The sequence below is a fragment of the Parapedobacter luteus genome (assembly GCF_900168055.1).
Lineage (GTDB): Bacteria > Bacteroidota > Bacteroidia > Sphingobacteriales > Sphingobacteriaceae > Parapedobacter > Parapedobacter luteus.
On the sequence record NZ_FUYS01000002.1, the window covers coordinates 161,527 to 179,366 of the forward strand.

Here is a 17,840-nt window from a genome sequence, read left to right on the forward strand (position 1 = left end):
CGGATGAATAGGCTATCAATAATTAAAGAAAAAACACCCGCAACGATGAAATAAGTGTGTATATTTGACACGCTGAGTAGGCACTATCACTAATTATCCAATATGAATTATTTACGTATCACCGCGGTGTGTTGTTTGATGTATGCTGGACTTGCAAATGCGCAGCAAACCGGCGTCAATAGTGGGGCCGCCTTAAAAAACCGCAAAGACTCTGTTGCCTATGCTTTTGGCGCTTCTATTGCCCGCGACCTGAAGCGCACAGGACTTGAGGAAATCAACGCCACGGCACTTGGCCAGGCCATTGCCGATATATTTGCTGGAAAAGCATCCGTTTTTGAGGAAGAGCAAGAACGCGAACTGATTATGGACGCGATAACCGCTGCCCGGGAGAAGCTCGATGCACGATTGAAGGATGAAGCGAATGCATTTATGGAAAACAACAAGGCAAAGCCGGGTGTTGTTACCACAGCCTCCGGCCTTCAATACGAAATTATCCGGGAAGGCGCAGGTGAGAAACCTGCACTGGCGGATACCGTCACGGTGCATTACAAAGGACAACTGAGTGACGGTAAGGTCTTTGACAGTTCGTATGAACGGGGCGAACCCGCGACGTTCCCGCTTGATCGTGTCATCGAAGGATGGCAGGAGGGCTTGCAACTGGTACCAGTCGGCGCTCACTATCGGATTTTTATTCCTTATGAGCTGGGATATGGTGAGCGCGGAGCTGGGCAGGATATTCCACCTTTTAGCCCATTGATTTTTGATGTGGAGCTTATTTCCGTGCAGAAGGCCAACGAGGAGACTCCGATCACGATCGGGCCGGCTGATGAAATGAAATGAATCAATTAGGTAAATCGGATTTATATGTGAGCCCGCTCAGCTTTGGCTGTATGTCTTTGGGTGAAAACGCAACAACTTACAAAGATATGTTGCGTAAAGCGGCTGATGCGGGAATCAACTATTTCGATACCGCTGATCTATATCAAAAAGGATTAAATGAATTGTACGTGGGGGAAGCCCTTCGGCCGATTCGCAAAGATATCCTCATTGCCACCAAGGTGGGCAACCAGTGGCGTAGCGACGGGAGCGGTTGGGATTGGAATCCGCATAAAGCGTATATCCTGAAAAGTGTTGAGCAAAGTCTCAAGCGGCTTAAAACGGACTATATCGACTTGTACCAACTGCATGGAGGTACCATCGACGACCCCATTGATGAGACCATAGAAGCCTTTGAATTGTTGAAGCAGCAGGGGAAAATACGTTGGTATGGCCTCTCATCTATCCGGCCAAACGTGATTAGGGAATATGTCAGGCGGTCAAATATGGTCAGTGTGATGATGCAGTATAGCTTGTTGGATCACCGGCCGGAGGAAGAACTGCTGGATTTGCTAAATAATCATGGCATTAGCGTCATCTGTCGCGGAGCCGTTGCTCAGGGGCTGCTTGTAGGCAAAGCCGCTGACAGTTATTTGCAGTATACGGATGGGGAAGTCGCAAAGGCAGCGAAAGCGGTAGCCAAACTAGCGGCTGAGACGGACCTGGACCCACTGGATATCGCACTGGGCTATGTATGGGGCCATCCGGCTGTCGCTACTGTCGTCTTGGGGATGCGGACGGCAGCGCAATTGGATGAAGCCGTCCGCACGCTGCGTCGTGCGGTGCCATTGTCCGGGCTTCAACGGGAACAGTTGCGCCATGCTGTACGTTCGTTCCACTATGAAGGGCACCGTTGACGGCGGGGGAAGGATTTAGCCTGGCTGAACGTCGGCGTACCCTGCTTGCGGCTGGCTGTTCACTTATCGACTACTTGACACAATATTATAAACACTAATTCAATAGCAATGAAAAAGCACCTAAGATTCGCTATCCTCACAGGATGCATAACGTTAGTAATGGGCGTGACCGCTTTATATGCACAGCAGCCGGAAAAGAAACTGGGCTGGTACTTATCTGCGCAAACGTATACCTTCAACCGGTTTACTTTTTTTGAGGCTGTCGACAAGACATTAGGCGCAGGAATGAATTCGGTGGAAGCGTTCAATGGGCAAGAGATTGGCGGCGGAATTGACGGGAAAATGGATTATAAAATGGATGCTGAAAAGCGTAAGGCGATTCTTAACGCACTGAAAAAGAAAAAGGTAAAGCTATGTGCGTTTGGCGTAGTGAATGGTACGACGGAAGAAGAATGGAAACAGCTGTTCGAATTTGCGAAGGCAATGGGTATCAAGGTCATTAATACTGAGCCAAATGTGGAGTTCTTGCCTTTAATAGGCGAGCTGGCCAATCGGTATAAGATTAAAGTGGGTATACATAACCATCCGAAGCCTACCAAGTACTGGGATCCGGCTATCGTGCTGGAAGCAATTGCGAAAGCCAATAGTAAGTATGTGGGCGCTTGTGCTGATATCGGTCATTGGGTTCGGTCGGGCTTGGATCCGGTAGAAAGCTTAAAACAATATGAAGGTCATCTGGTGAGCTTGCATTTCAAAGACTTGGCAGAAAAGACACCAAAGACCCATGACGTGCATTGGGGGACGGGTGTGTGTAACGTGGAAGGCGTAATTGCCGAATTAAAACGCCAAGGCTTTAAGGGCAACATTTCAGCAGAGTACGAACATAACTGGGAAGATAATGCAGGCGACGTGGCCCAAAGTGTTGCAAACTTCAGAAAGTTGTTGGCTGAGAAGTAGGCTTTAGGCTATGGGCGGTAGGCTTTGGGGTACCGCCCATAGCCTACTGCTTCATCGCTTTTAGCCGATCCAAGTCTTCGGGGGTATCCACGGCGATGGTTTCTACCTTGGTTTCTGCCGTTTGGATGTGATAGCCGTTTTCAAGCCACCGGAGCTGTTCCAACGCCTCTGCCTGTTCAAGGGAAGAAACCGGGAGTTTGGTCAATTCTGCCAAGATGGCTGACCTGTAGCCGTAAATGCCAATATGTTTATAATAAGGATGCAAATGAAGCCAGTCCTGGGAGGGGGCATTCCGCTGAAAAGGGATTGTTTGTCTGCTGAAATAAATGGCTTGCCCCGTACGGTTGACCACCACTTTGGGAATTCCTGTATTGAATAACTCTTCGGCAGTTGAAATTCGTTTTATCAACGTTGCGATTTGAACATGCTTATTGTCAAAACAGCTGACCAATAAATCAATCTGTGCAGGATCGATGTACGGCTCATCACCCTGGATATTAATGGCGACATCAAAACCGCTGTAAACGGTAAGCACCTCCGCACACCGGTCTGTACCGCTCTGGTGAGTGCCTGCGGTCATCAATACGTTCCCGCCGAAGGTGCGCACATGGGCAAGGATGCGCTCGTCATCGGTGGCGACGACCACTTGATCAAGCGACTGACTTTGTATGGCCTGCTCATATACCCGCTGTATCATACTTTTGCCCGCAATATCGATAAGAGGCTTGCCCGGAAAACGGCTTGACGCATAACGCGCAGGGATAATGCCTATGGTTTTGATGTGAGACACGTTTAAAACAATCCAAACAATTCTGTTTCAATTTTCTGAAGGACAAAGCCCATATCTTCGGGATTATTAGCAAAATCGAGTTTGTCTTTATCCAATACGAGTAGCTTTCCGTCCTTATAATTCTTTATCCATTTTTCATACTTCGCATTGAGCTTAGAAAGGTAATCCAACCGGATGTTTGCTTCGTATTCCCGCCCCCTTGTCTGGATATTCTCGACCAATGTCGGTACGGAAGCCCGCAGGTAGATAAGCAGATCGGGTGGTTTGATGTAGGAGATGATGCTTTCGAAGATATTACTATAGTTTTCGAAATCGCGGGCACTCATCAACCCCATATCATACAGGTTTTCGGCAAAGATATAAGCGTCTTCGTAAATGGTGCGGTCTTGGATGATGTTTATTTCTTTTTGTTGTAGCTGCACAATGTGCCTAAACCTGCTGTTGAGGAAATAAATTTGCAGGTTGAACGCCCAGCGTTTCATGTCGCTGTAAAAATCCTCCAGGTAAGGATTGTCATCCACAGCTTCAAACTGCGGTTCCCATTTGAGGTGATTGGCCAGCAGTTTGGTAAGTGTTGTTTTTCCCGCTCCGATATTTCCTACGATGGCGATATGCATACTATAACGTTCTAATGCCGATAATTTCGCGTACGTCCGCGATGGTTTTGCGAGCACTTTCCCGTGCTTTTTCATTTCCAAGGCGAATCATCTTGCTAATATACTCGTTATCGTTGGAAATTTCATGGATACGTTCACGAACAGTTGCCGTGGCGATAATCATGTCCTCCGCCAATTGCTTTTTCAGATCGCCGTAACGTATTTCGCACCGGTTGTATTGTTCGTCGAAATGCATCACCGTGTCAGGCGAGGATACCGCTTCGAGCAGCGTAAAGAGATTTTGTATGGCTTCCGGCTTTTGCTGGTTGGGCTCCGTGGGGCCACTGTCGGTCACGGCACGCATCACTTTCTTCCGGATCGTTTCAGGGGTGTCCGACAGGTAAACCGCATTGGCCTCGCCTTCTGATTTCCCCATTTTTCCTTTGCCATCCAGTCCGGGAATCTTGATGAGCTGCTTGCTAAATGAAAATGCGTGCGGTTCCGTGAAATACGCTGTGTTGTACATGCGGTTGAACCGATTGGCAAACGTTCTGGTCATTTCCAGATGCTGCTCCTGGTCTTTACCTACCGGCACCTTGGTAGCCCGGTGCAATAGAATATCGGCCGCCATTAATACCGGATAGGTGAGCAAGCCGGCATTGACGTTGTTGGGATTAGCTCTTACCTTATCCTTAAATGATGCCGCACGTTCCAGCTCGCCAAGATAGGCATTCATGTTGAGGTAGAGGTATAATTCAGCCACTTCGGGCACTTCGGATTGAACGTAGATGGTTGCCACCTCGGGGTCAATGCCGGCCGCGAGGTATTCTACCACCACCTGGCGTACGTTGGCCTGTAGATCGTCGGGTGTAGGGTGGGTGGTCAGTGAATGGAGATCAGCGATGAAGAAAAAGCAGTTGTGCTCATGCTGCATCTGTACAAAATTTCTCACTGCCCCGTAGTAATTTCCTAAATGTAGTTTTCCGGTACTGCGGATACCGCTCACAACTGTTTCCATATTGACCGCGAAAATAAGGAATTCTCCGCTATTATCCTTATTTTTGTGACCGCAAGGACTAATCAGCGGTCGACTATGGAAACACTCGTTAAACCAACATATAAGAAGCCCGGACCGGACGATTTCTTTAAAAAACTTCAAAAGGAAGTACAGGAGAAGGTGTTGAGCGATAAGCGCATACAGCGGCGTAATGTGGCAAAAACCTATTTCCTGCTTTTTCTTTATTTTGCCTGCTATACCTGCATATTGCTTTTTGGAAACTATACCCCGTTGTTGTTTTTGTGTTATATTTTGTTGGGCTTTTCAATGATTATGCTCTTCATTAATGCGTTTCATGATGCCGCCCATGGAGCGGTATTCAAAAAACGCAAACACAACCGGCAATTTATGTATGTGCTGGAACTGTTCGGCAGTAACAGTTGGCTCTGGGGCAAGCGCCATAACCTGCTGCACCATCCGTATCCCAATATCCAGCATTGGGATACCGATATCAAGCAAAGCGACATGGTACGCATTTTTCCTGATACGCCCCATTTGAAGCAGCACAATTACCAGCATATCTATATGTTTCTGCTTTACCCGCTGTATACCCTCAATTGGTTATTCATTCGTGACTTTAAGGATTTTTTCGGTACGAAGGATAATTACGTCAAGCGAGTTGTGAAAATACCTAAAGTGGAATATTATCGGCTGTTTGCGGCGAAGCTCGGTAACCTGTTTTACCTGCTGGCTATTCCAATGCTGGTGCTGAACCAGCCATGGTATGTGATTGTACTGGGCTGGTTATGTATGCACATTTTTGGTAGTATGCTGGGGGTTATAGCACTCATATCTACCCATGTAGATGAGACCGCCATCTTCCCGCTGCCTCCGGCGGATGGCAAAATGGGGGTGACGTGGGCCGAACACCAGATGATGGTGACCAAAGATTTCAGTGCCGATAGTCCGGTAGCCAATTTCCTTTTTGGCGGCTTTACGCACCACGTAGCCCATCACTTGTTTCCGCATGTGGCGCATACTTACTATCCTTATATCACACCCATCATCAAGCGGTATGCAAAGGAATACAACTTACCCTACACCTGTTATCCGGCGATGAAAGCGGTGCGCTCACACTTCGTGTTGTTGAAAAAACAGGGATCGGGAGAGAGCTTGTTCCAACATGGCGAATTATAGGTTTTTGGCTTCTTCCCAGTAAACATCCATTTCGGCAAGCGTCATCTCCTTAAGGCTCTTGCCCTGTTCGTGTGCGCGGGCCTCCAAATGAGTGAATCGCTTAATAAACTTCTTATTTGTGCGCTCCAGGGCGTTTTCGGGGTTGATACCAATGAACCGGGCGTAATTGACCAGAGAAAAGAGCAGATCGCCAAATTCTGCTTCTGCCCGTTCGGCATCTATGGCTTCCGCGTTCGTGACGTCAAACTCGTTTTTGAATTCAGCCAGTTCTTCCTCTACCTTCTGCCATACTTGGTGCTTTTCTTCCCAATCAAACCCGACGCCTCGCACTTTGTCCTGGATACGGTACGCTTTTACCAACGCGGGTAATGAACGAGGTACCCCAGCAAGTACGGACGTATTGCCTTCTTTGAGTTTAATCTGTTCCCAATTGCGTTTTACATCCTCCTCATTGGCTACATCCATGTCGCCATAGATGTGGGGGTGGCGGCTAATTAGTTTTTCGCAGACGCTGTTAAGCACATCCACGATGTCAAAGGCGGCTTGTTCTTCTGCGATGCGCGCGTAGAATACCAAATGCATCATGAGGTCGCCGAGTTCTTTTTTTACTTCGGGTAAATCGTTGTCCAGAATCGCATCCCCCAACTCATACATTTCCTCGATGCTTAGATGGCGGAGCGATTCCATCGTCTGTTTCCTGTCCCATGGGCACGCTGTGCGTAGCGTATGCAATACGGTCAGCAAGCGCTCGAAGGCTGTTGCGGGTGTTTCCTGGGGAGGGGGTGGGGTATGCGGCATGTTGTCTTGTTTTTACCAACAAAGGTAATAAAATTGCATCGGACGCTTATACACCCACCGCATTTGGGTTGCCGTGAATCTGCAATTGTTGCATCAATTCATCGAGCTGCAAGAGGGTGCGCCGTAATTCTGTTTCTTGCGGCAAATCGCCACTGCGGGCGTCGATTTCCATTTTGCGTAGCAGGAAGGCTATTTTTTCGGCTCCGATTTGCGCTGTCCGTCCCGCGATGCGATGCAACAGCAATTCTACATTTTCCAGGTCGTGTGCGCGGTAATACTCGTTTAAGGCGGCAATATCCGAGGTGGTATCACGGGTATAAAGCGCGATGATGTTGTGGGTTTGCACCTCGTCGTCCGGCGAAAAGCGTTGAATTGAGGTTATTTCGCCATTGGCACCGTTGGGCTGTATGGGCTGGGAAACGCCCAATAGGTGAAGTAGATCGGCCTCCTTGAACGGCTTAAGCAATAGGCCGTCAAATCCTTGTGCGAGGATTTGTTCCTGCTCTTCCGGCAGCACTTGGGCGGTGCAAGCGTAGATGTTTACGCCTGTTGTGGTGATTTTGCGGCGCAATTTTCGATTGAGTTGGGTACCATCCATTTCCGGCATCCGGATATCCATCAACACGGTCTTAACCTGGGGATCCCATTCCGCCGCCAATACGTCGCGCGGGGATAAGAAACAACGATAGGGAATGTGGTATTTGTCAAGAATATTTTGGCATAAACCAAGAATCAGCCTATCGTCGTCAATAATCCATACGCCGCCGTCGACCTGTTTCCGGGCGGTATGCGCCTCAGGCACTGGTTTTTCAGGTGCCGTGACGGCGGCTGTTTTTAGCGGGAGGTTGACTTTAAAGACCGATCCGAATCCCTTCTTGCTTTCCACCCGGATATCGCCGCCCATGCTCTCGCATATGGCTTTTACAATGCTCAATCCCAGCCCACTGCCGAAATGGACACCCGAGTTGGCATTTTCTGACTGTTCAAAGTCATTGAATATGCGGTCAAGATCTTCCGGAGGTATGCCTTTACCGGTATCCTTTACCACCATGTTGAATTCGGTCTTTTCGTTATATACAGCCGTACTGACGTTGAGCGTCACCTTGCCACGTTCAGTAAATTTAATGGCATTGCTGAGCAAGTTGAATAAAATCTGTTTGATGCGGAAGGCGTCGCCCGTTACTTGCCCCGAACCCAAAATGCGGGTGTTGAACTCCAGGACCAGTCCTTTGGCTTGAGCCTGTGTTTTCATGACAGACACCACACTGTTCACCAAGCCTTCCACGGCAAAAGGCTTTTCATTAAGCACGATTTTACCGGATGTGATGCGGCTATAGTCCAGAATTTCATTGACGATTTGCAAGAGATGCTCCGAAGACTGGTAGATAGCGTCAATCTTAACGTCATCGGCTTGCCGTCCATCCTTGAGCTGCTCGGCATAACCGATGATGGATTGAAGAGGGGTACGCAGTTCGTGGCTCATATTGGCCAGGAAACGTTGTTTTGCCGCGGCGTGATATTCAGCTTCTTCCTTTGCCGCCTCCAGCGCCACACGGTATGCATTGTTTCGACGGATATCACCTAAAATTAAATACACCATGATGGCGGTGATGATGAAAAATGCGAGAATGATAGCACTGATACGCCATACACTGTCACTCACTACGGCGCGGGCTTGCTGGTTATCCACTTCCATCTGCTGCATGGCCTCGTTTTCTACCGAATGGAGGATGCTGAGCATGTTGCTGATAAGCGTATTGCTGGCGATGGTCAGGTCTTTTTCCCGACTGACAAATAGCTCGCGCTGTTGTTGCTGCAACATTTGGAAGCGCTGCACTGCGCTGTCAATGCGGGCTAATGTGCTATCATGTTGTACCGCCCTGATGGTGTCAATGATGGTTTCCAGTTCCTCCTCAACCATCCGGCGTTCCTCGACTACCGGCAATGGTGGCTGCTCCTGGCGTTTGCGGCCGAAAAGCCGGCCAAGGAAGCCGCGGTCGTCATTGTCCATGGGGACGGATATCGCACTGGTATCTCCCGCGATGGTTGTCGTGCGGCGTTTCCGTTCGGTGGTTACAATGGTGCTGTCCGGGCTTGGCTCGTAAATAACGTCGCTTAATGATTGCAGCTGTTCCAGAAATTCGCGACTGTCAACAACCTTTTCACGGACACTCACATAGGCATTGAATAACCTGTCGCGTTGCCGGAGAAGGGTTTTTATGGAGTCTATCCGCGACTGCTGGACATCGCTGCCCGCATACAATTGTTTCAGTGAATCCAAGGAGGAAACGATTGCGGCAGATTCTTTGGAAAAGCTTTTGTAAGAGGTGTTGCCGCCAAACGCCTGGGCGCGCTGCATTTGATCGAGGCGCATGATATCCCGCGATATAGCGCTGACCATTTCCAGTTTCGGATCGGGCGTCGTAATGTTTTCGACGGTATCCATCATCTCCGTAAAAGCCACGCGACTGATCACCCACGCCAGGGTCAGCGCAACCGCGCAGGTGACGAACACAAAGATCACCTTGCGCCGTACGCTTCCTGTGGACTGTATGTCTTGTGTCGGCATGGGCTATCCCTCCTTATTCGTAACTTCATGTAAAGTTACCAAAAATTATGCTAAATATATTATGACAGCCGGTGATCATCATAGGTGGTCCATGATCATCCGGCGCCCGCCGCCGTTCATTGTCCGCGAATCACTGATTTAAGAACACAAACTTGTTGTCAAACATATCCAACTTGATGTTGCTCTCTTTGTCTATCTTTCCTGCGAGAATCTCCTTGGAAAGCTCGTTGAGGATGTGTTTCTGGATGACGCGTTTGAGCGGACGGGCGCCATATTGCGGGTCGTAGCCCAGCTGTGCCATCCAGTCAAGCGCTTCCTCGCTTGCTGTAAGATTGATGCCTATCTCGGCCAGTTGTTGCTGTACCTTGCTGAACTGGATTTGTACGATTTTGCTCAGCTCATCCCGGCTAAGTGGCGTAAACATGATGACCTCGTCGATGCGGTTGAGAAACTCCGGCCGGATGGTTTTCTGGAGCAACTCAAAGACTTCATGCTGTGTTTTCGCCATGATTTCCTCTTTATTGCTTTCATCCAACTGGCTGAAGTTTTCCTGGATAAGATGCGAGCCGATGTTGGAGGTCATGATGATGATGGTATTTTTGAAGTTGACTACCCGCCCTTTGTTGTCGGTGAGGTGTCCATCATCCAGTACCTGCAACAGGATGTTGAAAACGTCAGGATGGGCTTTTTCAATCTCGTCCAGCAATACAACGGCATAGGGCCTGCGGCGTATGGCTTCCGTTAGTTGTCCACCTTCGTCGTAGCCTACGTATCCCGGAGGCGCTCCAATAAGACGCGACACCGAGTGGCGTTCTTGGTACTCGCTCATGTCAATGCGTACCATCGACTGCTCATCATTGAAGAGAAACTCAGCCAACGCTTTTGCCAGTTCGGTTTTACCCACGCCGGTGGTGCCGAGGAAAATGAAGGAGCCTATAGGGCGGCGTTTGTCGCTGAGCCCGGCACGGGAACGGCGGATAGCATCGGAAATCGCTTCAATAGCCTCGTCCTGGCCTGCTACCCGTTTGTGTAATTCTTCTTCAAGATGTAGCAATTTTTCACGTTCGCTTTGTACCATCTTCGTTACGGGAATGCCAGTCCACCTGGACACTACGCCGGCAATGTCTTCGGCGGTCACTTCCTCTTTTAGCATCCGGCTGTCGCTTTGTTTTTCGGCGAGCTCTTTTTTCAGCGCATCGACTTTGTCTTGGGACTCTTTGATACGTCCGTAGCGGATTTCTGCGACTTTGCCATAGTCGCCTGCCCTTTCGGCCTGATCTGCTTCAATCTTGTAGTTTTCTATCTGCTCGAGCTCGTGGTTGACGCTGTCGACGAGCGTTTTTTCGCTTTGCCACGCTGCGCGGAGGGAATCCCGTTCTGCACTCAGGTTGGCTATCTCTTCGCTCAGTTCGTCGACCTTTTTTGTGTCCTTCTCCCGTTTGATGGCTTCCCGTTCAATTTCCAGCTGCATGATGCGACGTTCGATCTCATCCACCGCTTCGGGCACCGAATCCATTTCGAGGCGTAGTTTTGAAGCTGCTTCATCCATGAGATCGATGGCCTTGTCGGGCAGGAAGCGGTCGGCGATGTAACGCTGTGATAGTTCCACGGCCGCGATGATGGCCTCGTCAAGGATACGCACCTTATGGTGGGTCTCATAACGTTCTTTGAGTCCACGGAGGATAGAAACCGCATCTTGGGTATCCGGCTCTTCCACCATTACTTTTTGAAAACGCCGTTCCAATGCTTTGTCCTTCTCAAAGTATTTTTGATATTCATTGAGGGTAGTGGCTCCGATGGCACGTAGTTCACCACGGGCTAGGGCCGGCTTCAGAATGTTTGCGGCATCCATCGCTCCCTCGCCGCCGCCTGCTCCAACAAGCGTGTGGATCTCGTCAATGAAAAGAATTATCTCCCCATCACTTTGGGTTACCTCCTTGACAACAGCTTTGAGCCGTTCCTCAAACTCTCCCTTATATTTGGCTCCCGCGATGAGTGCGCCCATATCTAATGAGAAGACCGTTTTGGTCTTTAAGTTTTCAGGGACGTCGCCTTTGATAATCCGGTGTGCGATGCCCTCGGCAATGGCTGTCTTGCCCACACCGGGCTCACCCACCAGAATAGGGTTGTTTTTCGTCCGTCGTGAGAGTATCTGGATTACCCTCCGGATTTCCTCATCACGACCGATGACCGGATCCAGTTTGCCTGATTCTGCAAACTCATTAAGGTTGCGGGCATATTTATTTAAGGCGTTGTATGTGGCTTCTGCGTTTTGATCGGTTACCCGTGCATTGCCCCGTAGGTCGCCTATGGCCCTTTTCAAATCTTTCTCCGTCACGCCTTGATCTTTGAGCAGTGCGGCCGTCTTATCACCCGCGTTGAGTATTCCAAGCAACAGGTGTTCAATGGATACGAATTCATCCTTGAACTCTTTCAGATACGTCTGCGCCTTTTGCAGCGCGGTATTAGCCGACGAAGCAAGGTAGATATTGCTGCCGCTGACCTTTGGAAACGTGGCAATTTGTCTGTCGAGCTCATCTTCCACATGCTTGACGTTGACATTGAGCTTTTTAAGCAAATGGTTTACGACATTCTCGTCTACCAGCAACAGCGCTTTGAGCAAGTGTGCCGTCTCAATAGCTTGTTGCTGATTGCCGGCAGCAATTTCAGAAGCTTTTTGAATGGTCTCTTGCGCCTTGATGGTATAGTTGTTGAAATTCATCATCTTAATTTTTATGGATGTCTAAACAAAACAAGTACCACGGGAGATTTGATTTCGGAATCGGAAATTTTGTCGTATTTAGTTTAGGTATTGCTGAATAATTGACTGTATTTTAGAAGATTATACTGAAAAAATTGCAGGTTGTAATAGCAGGCATCGCTGCTAAAAATTTGGCTTGAGTAGGTACTTGTCATAGAACCGGAAGATGTGCTCCGCGGCTTCTTCGGCGGTATCCACAAGCCGGTAGAGGTTGAGGTCTTCCGGACTGATATTGCCTTCTTCAAGCATCGTATTTTTTATCCAATCGAAAAGGCCACTGTAATACGCTTTGCCGACCAAGACGATGGGGAAACGTGCGACTTTACCGGTTTGGATTAGCGTAATGGCCTCAAATAGTTCATCCATCGTGCCGAAGCCCCCGGGGAGCACGATAAAGCCTTGGGAATATTTCATGAACATGACTTTGCGGACAAAGAAATAATTGAATTGTAAGAGTTTGTCACGGTCGATGTATGCATTGTGGAATTGTTCAAAGGGTAATTCAATGTTAATTCCAACCGATTTTCCCCCTGCTTCATACGCCCCCTTGTTGGCGGCCTCCATAATTCCGGGTCCGCCTCCGGAAACAACGCCATAGCCCCGTTCGGTCAGCAATCGCGCTATGTCTTCGGCCAATTTGTAGTATTTGTGATCTTGCGGTGTCCGTGCTGAGCCAAACAGCGATACGCAGGGGCCTATTTTGGCCAGCTTTTCGAATCCATCCACAAACTCGGCCATGATCTTGAAGATTTGCCAGGAGTCTTTTACTTTGATTTCTTGCCAGGTTTTGTTTTCGAATGCCCTTATGATTTTGTCTTCTCTCGTCCTTGCCATAAGATAGTGTCTTTGTGTCTTTGATTTTCGCTAAAATACTAATTTTTGCCCGGTCTGCCTATCGATAAACGGTCGACTTATCACTTATGACTTTCGCACTAAAAAAGTATCTTTGTTCCATGAATTTTTCTTCCAAATTGTTGGAGCAGGCCGTGGCGGAGTTTGGCCGCTTGCCAGGGGTAGGGCAGAAGACCGCTTTGCGCCTTGTGCTGCATCTGCTGAAACAACCGCAGGCCGATGTTGAACGGTTTACAACAGCTTTGGACCGCCTGAAGCGCGAAATCCGGTATTGCGTCACTTGTTATAACATTTCAGATAACGCGATTTGCGAAATCTGTGCATCGCACAAGCGTGATAAAGGACTTGTTTGTGTGGTTGAAGACACACGTGATGTGATGGCGATCGAAAATACCAACCAGTATCATGGTGTATATCATGTGCTGGGAGGACTGATATCACCCATGGATGGCGTCGGACCTTCAGATCTCCAGATTGACAGTCTTATCCGGCGTATAGAAGCTGGGGGCGTACAGGAGGTTATATTGGCCTTGAGTGCTACGATGGAGGGGGATACGACAATTTTTTACCTTTATAAGAAACTCAAAGACTTCGGCGTACAGATCAGTACCATCGCAAGAGGCATAGCCTTCGGCGGTGAACTGGAGTATGTGGATGAAGTAACCCTCGGACGTTCCATCGCCACCCGTGTGCCTTATGAGCGGAACATTGCGTAACAAGACCGTTGTCATTACCGGGGCATCCTCCGGTATCGGCTTAGCCTGCGCGGAAGCATTTGCGCGGCAGGGTGCCCAGCTTGTCCTTGGTGCCAGGCGGTATGTGACGTTGTGCGAAATCGCGCAATCACTGGAGCGGCAATACGGTGTCCGTGCACTGGCTGTGCAGTGCGACGTCACCAAGGAGGCGGATTGCGAGGCATTGATAAGGCAGGCGACTACTACCTTCGGTGTTATTGACGTATTGGTCAACAACGCTGGGCTTAGCATGCGGGCATTGTTTGCCAACCTGGACCTTGCTGTGCTCCGCCGTCTGATGGATGTAAACTTTTGGGGTACGGTACACTGCACAAAATACGCAATGGAGGCATTGCTGCGAAGCAAAGGAACGGTGGTGGCGGTTTCATCTATCGCAGGTTTCCGCGGGCTTCCTGGTCGCACAGGGTATGCAGCTTCCAAATTTGCCATCCACGGATTCATGGAGTCACTCCGTGTTGAAAACCTGAAAACGGGGTTGCATGTCATGGTGGTGTGTCCGGGCTTTACCGCTTCCAACATTCGGCAAACCGCACTGGATGCAATGGGTGGCGAACACGGTGAAACCAGTATGGACGAAACGAAAATGATGACAGCCGAAGAAGTGGCCGAACGGATTGTGCAAGGTGTTGTCCTTCGCAAGCGTACGTTAGTCATGACCCGACAGGGTAGGCTAACTGTGCTGATGAACAAACTATTCCCGGCCTGGGTGGATAAGCAAGTCTATAAATTGTTTGCTAAAGAAAAGAATCCGTTGGTGAAATAGCCCATCGCAGCACATGGGGCTGCTACCGAACAGGTTTGTGTACGCTCTTGCATGGGGCTCACAATTTCCTGACAATAACATAGAGTCCAATGGCTACGCCCACAAGTACGATAGTAGTGCCCCACCATAGCGTATTGAACCCATACTGATCGGCAATGCGGGTGCCCAGGAATGGCGAAAATACGTGAGCAGCGGAGAAGGCTAACGCATTGAGCCCCATGTAAGCCCCCTGGGTGCGTCTTGACGCCCGCTGTACAGCCACGGAGGCCATGAAAGGCATGGCCAGTATCTCGGAGATGCTCAACAGAAAAATAGACACATAGAGTATCCAATAGCCTGTGGGGATGGGAAGCAAGGCAAACGATAAGGCACAGAGTGCCGTGCCCCAAAAAATGCTGCTGGCATAGGAGAGGCGCCGCTCCGCGATATGCACAAGCAGCATCTCGAACAGGACGACGACAAATCCGCTGAACCCTAATATGATGCCCACCTGCTTTTCGTCCAGGCTATGTGCCTTTTGGTAGAAGAGTGGCAGGGTGCTCAGCAGTTGAAAGAAGCAGATCGCGTAGATACAGCAAAAAAAGCTGAATAATAGGAATACCCAGTCGCCGTAGGGGGACTTCGGTGCTGCGGTTTCGTCGATGTTGTGCGTAGACTTAGACCGGATCGTTCCTTTGCGTTTTGCAAAGAAGGCGATAAAAATAAGCGCAGCTATGAAGGCGCCCAGTGCGTTGCCATAAAATATCCAGTGGTATGAAATAGAGGCAAGGAAACCACCCATCGCAGGGCCGACGGAAAAACCAAGGTTGATGGCCATGCGGTTGAGTGAAAATGCCCGTGTGATGTTTTCAGGGCGTGCATAGCGGGCCACCGACACGGAGTTAGCGGGCCGGAACGATTCGGTCACCACACTGAGTATATAGATGGCGGCAGCCAGCGTTTCAACCGATGTAAACAGTGGCGTCACAACGAACAGCGGTACCGAGGCCAGCAAACTTAAGGTCTGTACCCAGAAATTGCCAAAACGGTCGGTCAGCCAGCCGCCAAGCCATGAGCCCGTGACTGCGCCAAGGCCAAAACAAGCCAGTACGACCCCGACTTCCCTGATGGAAAAATTGAGCGCCTGTGTCATGTAGATACCCAAAAAAGGCAGCACCATGGCGCCTGTGCGATTGACGAGCATGACCAGGGCCAGCATCCATGCGGGGCGCGATAGTCCCCGGTACGCGTCGATATATAGGCGTATAAACTCCTTCATTTATTTTACACCGATTTCAGATTTTGCGTGGCGATCGCTGCGATTAGCGTTTATGTCGTTCTTCGCATCTGACGCGGCCCGCCAACACTCTTCTCAAGCGGAGCGCTTCCCGAAATTTCATATCGGCTCGCTGTTAGCAAGGTTTTTTTGCCGGATCGCCGCTCAAATAGGTAGTCCAGCCGTCCGAGATTGATGCCGCCAAACCCTACTTGGTTTATCGTAGTGACTTCGCCATCCAGGTTTCGGATATCCTCAGGTTCGGGCATAAACGTGTGCGTATGTCCGCCAATGATGAGGTCGATACCACGGGTATGGGCAGCCAGTACCTGGTCGGAGACTTTATTGTCGCGGTAGCGATAGCCCAAATGCGATAGGCAGATGACGAGGCTACACTTGTAATCGTGCTTGAGTCTAGTGGCAAATTCATTGGCAGTATCAATTGGATTGAGGTAACGTACATCGCGATGGTGATTGGGATCAACTAATCCTTCCAATTCGATGCCCAGTCCGAAGATGCCGATGCGTAGCCCCTGTTTTTTGACGATAAGGTAGTCTCGGGTTTTTCCCTTCAGGATGGTATCACGGAAGTCGTAGTTGGCCGTCAGGAACGGAAACTGGGCATAGGGAAGCATTTTTGCCAATCCATCCAGCCCGTTGTCAAATTCATGGTTGCCCAAGGTGCTGGCGTCATAGCCCATTTTACTCATGAGCTCAAGCTCAACTCTTCCCTCAAATAGGTTGAAGTACGGTGTGCCTTGTACGGTATCGCCGGCATCGAGCAACAGCACGTTGCGCTGTTCGCGGCGAATACGCTCAACTAACGTTGCCCGGCGGGCCACACCGCCCAAGCCCTGGTTTCTGGAGCCATCCATTGGGAATGGCTCGATGCGGCTATGTACATCATTGGTATGAAGGATGGTAAGCGCAACATGATCGTCATTGGCCAAGGCCGATAACGGAATGCCGCCAAGGGTTGAAAATGCCGCAAGTGCGCTGGCTTGTTTCAGAAAAATGCGCCTACTGGTTGCGAGTGATTCGTCCATCGAGTTGCGTGTTAATATTTTTGCCTTCCTTGGTTTGCTGGCTGACGTAGTCTATTAATGCTTCGCGGACTTTTTTGCCCAGATCGATGCGTTTCGACGGTTTTTCGAGTCCCCGCGAATTGTCGCCCCCGTTAGCCAAATAATCATAGGTGACCAAGGTGTAGGTGCGGGAAAGATCGATCGGCTTGCCGGCGATTTCGATATCAACGGGTTTGCCGTCTTTAGTCTTCATCCGTATACCCGCAACGGGTTGCCCGCCTGTACTGGCGATAAACTGCGCCAACTGCTGTACGCTTTGGCCGGGTAGCTCCAGCACTACCAATTCATTTTCGAAAGGCATCAGCTCAAAGAGGAGGCCGACGGTTATATTCCCCTGTTGCAGCTCGGTACGCAGGCCGCCTTTAGTACCAAAGGAAAATTCTGCATTGGGATAGTGCTTACGGCCTTCAGCTAAAAGTGCGTCCGCAAAGAAATTGCCAAGCAAGGTTTCCGGCGCGTCGCTCGGCTTCGTCAGGTCTACATCGGTATAGCCGACAACCCGGTTCATTTCGGCCTCCAGCTGTTGTTGGTAAGGTGAATAGTACTTAATGTACGCCGAATCGGCGGGTATTTCGCCGCTGATTCCGTATTGCGTATACTGTGGTTTGGTTGGAGTAAAGTACCTGGAGCAGGCCATGATACTCCATACCACGAGAATCAAAGGAATACCCATTTTGGTAAGTCTCGCCATCCGAATCGCGTATTTAAAGGGATAAAGGTAGTCAAGAAGTA

16 protein-coding genes are annotated in these 17,840 nt (G+C 49.6%); 6 read left to right on the forward strand and 10 right to left on the reverse strand.

Annotated elements, in window-relative coordinates; genetic code table 11:
• Positions 1-102 precede the first annotated feature (102 nt).
• From B5X72_RS03835 to B5X72_RS03845, 3 genes are all read left to right on the forward strand, one after another.
• Entirely contained in the window at positions 103-840 is a 738-nt protein-coding gene (locus B5X72_RS03835; RefSeq protein WP_245826813.1) for a BamJ family beta-barrel-assembly machinery protein, read from the forward strand.
• Complete coding sequence (locus B5X72_RS03840) at positions 837-1,733, forward strand: aldo/keto reductase (protein ID WP_079715527.1); 897 nt, start codon at positions 837-839, stop codon at positions 1,731-1,733. The genes B5X72_RS03835 and B5X72_RS03840 overlap by 4 nt, the downstream gene beginning before the upstream one ends.
• 108 nt (positions 1,734-1,841) lie before the next feature.
• The gene (locus tag B5X72_RS03845; RefSeq protein WP_079715528.1) at positions 1,842-2,690 is read left to right on the forward strand and encodes a sugar phosphate isomerase/epimerase family protein; all 849 of its coding nucleotides are present in this window, start codon (positions 1,842-1,844) and stop codon (positions 2,688-2,690) included.
• A gap of 43 nt (positions 2,691-2,733) precedes the next feature.
• Here B5X72_RS03845 and kdsB read toward each other — a convergent pair whose 3' ends face one another.
• From kdsB to trpS, 3 genes are read right to left on the reverse strand one after another with little or no spacing between them, the layout of a single operon-like run.
• Entirely contained in the window at positions 2,734-3,471 is a 738-nt protein-coding gene (kdsB, locus tag B5X72_RS03850) for a 3-deoxy-manno-octulosonate cytidylyltransferase (protein WP_079715995.1), read from the reverse strand.
• An 11-nt stretch (positions 3,472-3,482) separates the two neighbouring features.
• A complete protein-coding gene (locus tag B5X72_RS03855) occupies positions 3,483-4,097 on the reverse strand; it encodes a deoxynucleoside kinase (protein WP_079715529.1) in 615 nt (204 codons plus the stop codon).
• 1 nt (position 4,098) lies between these two features.
• Positions 4,099-5,094 (reverse strand): tryptophan--tRNA ligase, encoded by a 996-nt coding sequence (trpS, locus tag B5X72_RS03860; RefSeq protein WP_079715530.1) that lies wholly within the window; start codon positions 5,092-5,094, stop codon positions 4,099-4,101.
• A 75-nt stretch (positions 5,095-5,169) separates the two neighbouring features.
• Here trpS and B5X72_RS03865 point away from each other — a divergent pair, with 75 nt between their 5' ends.
• Positions 5,170-6,270, forward strand: coding sequence for a fatty acid desaturase family protein (locus B5X72_RS03865; protein ID WP_079715531.1), 1,101 nt, complete (start codon positions 5,170-5,172; stop codon positions 6,268-6,270).
• Here B5X72_RS03865 and mazG read toward each other — a convergent pair.
• From mazG to B5X72_RS03885, 4 genes are all read right to left on the reverse strand, one after another.
• Positions 6,265-7,068 carry a nucleoside triphosphate pyrophosphohydrolase gene (gene mazG, locus B5X72_RS03870; RefSeq protein WP_079715532.1) on the reverse strand — a complete coding sequence of 268 codons (804 nt, stop codon included), beginning with the start codon at positions 7,066-7,068 and terminating at the stop codon, positions 6,265-6,267. The genes B5X72_RS03865 and mazG overlap by 6 nt on opposite strands.
• Positions 7,069-7,114: 46 nt before the next feature.
• Entirely contained in the window at positions 7,115-9,637 is a 2,523-nt protein-coding gene (locus tag B5X72_RS03875; protein WP_079715533.1) for an ATP-binding protein, read from the reverse strand.
• 130 nt (positions 9,638-9,767) lie between these two features.
• A complete protein-coding gene (gene clpB / locus B5X72_RS03880; protein ID WP_079715534.1) occupies positions 9,768-12,359 on the reverse strand; it encodes an ATP-dependent chaperone ClpB in 2,592 nt (863 codons plus the stop codon).
• 162 nt (positions 12,360-12,521) lie between these two features.
• The gene (locus tag B5X72_RS03885; protein WP_079715535.1) at positions 12,522-13,232 is read right to left on the reverse strand and encodes an LOG family protein; all 711 of its coding nucleotides are present in this window, start codon (positions 13,230-13,232) and stop codon (positions 12,522-12,524) included.
• A 119-nt stretch (positions 13,233-13,351) separates the two neighbouring features.
• Between B5X72_RS03885 and recR the strand changes: the two genes are divergently transcribed.
• Together recR and B5X72_RS03895 are read left to right on the forward strand one after the other, a co-directional pair.
• On the forward strand, positions 13,352-13,966 hold the full coding sequence (gene recR, locus B5X72_RS03890) for a recombination mediator RecR (protein WP_079715536.1): 615 nt from the start codon (positions 13,352-13,354) through the stop codon (positions 13,964-13,966).
• Complete coding sequence (locus tag B5X72_RS03895) at positions 13,947-14,768, forward strand: SDR family oxidoreductase (RefSeq protein ID WP_079715537.1); 822 nt, start codon at positions 13,947-13,949, stop codon at positions 14,766-14,768. The genes recR and B5X72_RS03895 overlap by 20 nt, the downstream gene beginning before the upstream one ends.
• A gap of 58 nt (positions 14,769-14,826) precedes the next feature.
• On the opposite strand, the gene B5X72_RS03900 is transcribed toward B5X72_RS03895, so the two are convergent.
• Genes B5X72_RS03900 through B5X72_RS03910 form a run of 3 tightly spaced genes read right to left on the reverse strand, consistent with a single transcriptional unit; the run spans position 14,827 to position 17,799 of the window.
• Positions 14,827-16,026 (reverse strand): MFS transporter, encoded by a 1,200-nt coding sequence (locus B5X72_RS03900; protein WP_079715538.1) that lies wholly within the window; start codon positions 16,024-16,026, stop codon positions 14,827-14,829.
• A 50-nt stretch (positions 16,027-16,076) separates the two neighbouring features.
• Positions 16,077-17,069, reverse strand: a complete 993-nt coding sequence (locus B5X72_RS03905; protein WP_079715539.1) for a bifunctional metallophosphatase/5'-nucleotidase — start codon at positions 17,067-17,069, stop codon at positions 16,077-16,079.
• The gene (locus B5X72_RS03910) at positions 17,044-17,799 is read right to left on the reverse strand and encodes a 5'-nucleotidase C-terminal domain-containing protein (RefSeq protein WP_233632724.1); all 756 of its coding nucleotides are present in this window, start codon (positions 17,797-17,799) and stop codon (positions 17,044-17,046) included. The genes B5X72_RS03905 and B5X72_RS03910 overlap by 26 nt, the downstream gene beginning before the upstream one ends.
• Positions 17,800-17,840: the final 41 nt, after the last annotated feature.

Excerpts from the sequence above, each read along its gene's own strand:
- recR (WP_079715536.1), top strand. The coding sequence starts at position 13,352 with ATGAATTTTTCTTCCAAATTGTTGGAGCAGGCCGTGGCGGAGTTTGGC.
- B5X72_RS03905 (WP_079715539.1), bottom strand. The coding sequence starts at position 17,069 with ATGGACGAATCACTCGCAACCAGTAGGCGCATTTTTCTGAAACAAGCC.
- B5X72_RS03835 (WP_245826813.1), top strand. The coding sequence starts at position 103 with ATGAATTATTTACGTATCACCGCGGTGTGTTGTTTGATGTATGCTGGA.
- B5X72_RS03855 (WP_079715529.1), bottom strand. The coding sequence starts at position 4,097 with ATGCATATCGCCATCGTAGGAAATATCGGAGCGGGAAAAACAACACTT.
- mazG (WP_079715532.1), bottom strand. The coding sequence starts at position 7,068 with ATGCCGCATACCCCACCCCCTCCCCAGGAAACACCCGCAACAGCCTTC.
- B5X72_RS03840 (WP_079715527.1), top strand. The coding sequence starts at position 837 with ATGAATCAATTAGGTAAATCGGATTTATATGTGAGCCCGCTCAGCTTT.
- B5X72_RS03910 (WP_233632724.1), bottom strand. The coding sequence starts at position 17,799 with ATGGCGAGACTTACCAAAATGGGTATTCCTTTGATTCTCGTGGTATGG.
- trpS (WP_079715530.1), bottom strand. The coding sequence starts at position 5,094 with ATGGAAACAGTTGTGAGCGGTATCCGCAGTACCGGAAAACTACATTTA.
- clpB (WP_079715534.1), bottom strand. The coding sequence starts at position 12,359 with ATGAATTTCAACAACTATACCATCAAGGCGCAAGAGACCATTCAAAAA.
- B5X72_RS03900 (WP_079715538.1), bottom strand. The coding sequence starts at position 16,026 with ATGAAGGAGTTTATACGCCTATATATCGACGCGTACCGGGGACTATCG.
- B5X72_RS03885 (WP_079715535.1), bottom strand. The coding sequence starts at position 13,232 with ATGGCAAGGACGAGAGAAGACAAAATCATAAGGGCATTCGAAAACAAA.
- B5X72_RS03895 (WP_079715537.1), top strand. The coding sequence starts at position 13,947 with ATGAGCGGAACATTGCGTAACAAGACCGTTGTCATTACCGGGGCATCC.
- B5X72_RS03875 (WP_079715533.1), bottom strand. The coding sequence starts at position 9,637 with ATGCCGACACAAGACATACAGTCCACAGGAAGCGTACGGCGCAAGGTG.
- B5X72_RS03865 (WP_079715531.1), top strand. The coding sequence starts at position 5,170 with ATGGAAACACTCGTTAAACCAACATATAAGAAGCCCGGACCGGACGAT.
- B5X72_RS03845 (WP_079715528.1), top strand. The coding sequence starts at position 1,842 with ATGAAAAAGCACCTAAGATTCGCTATCCTCACAGGATGCATAACGTTA.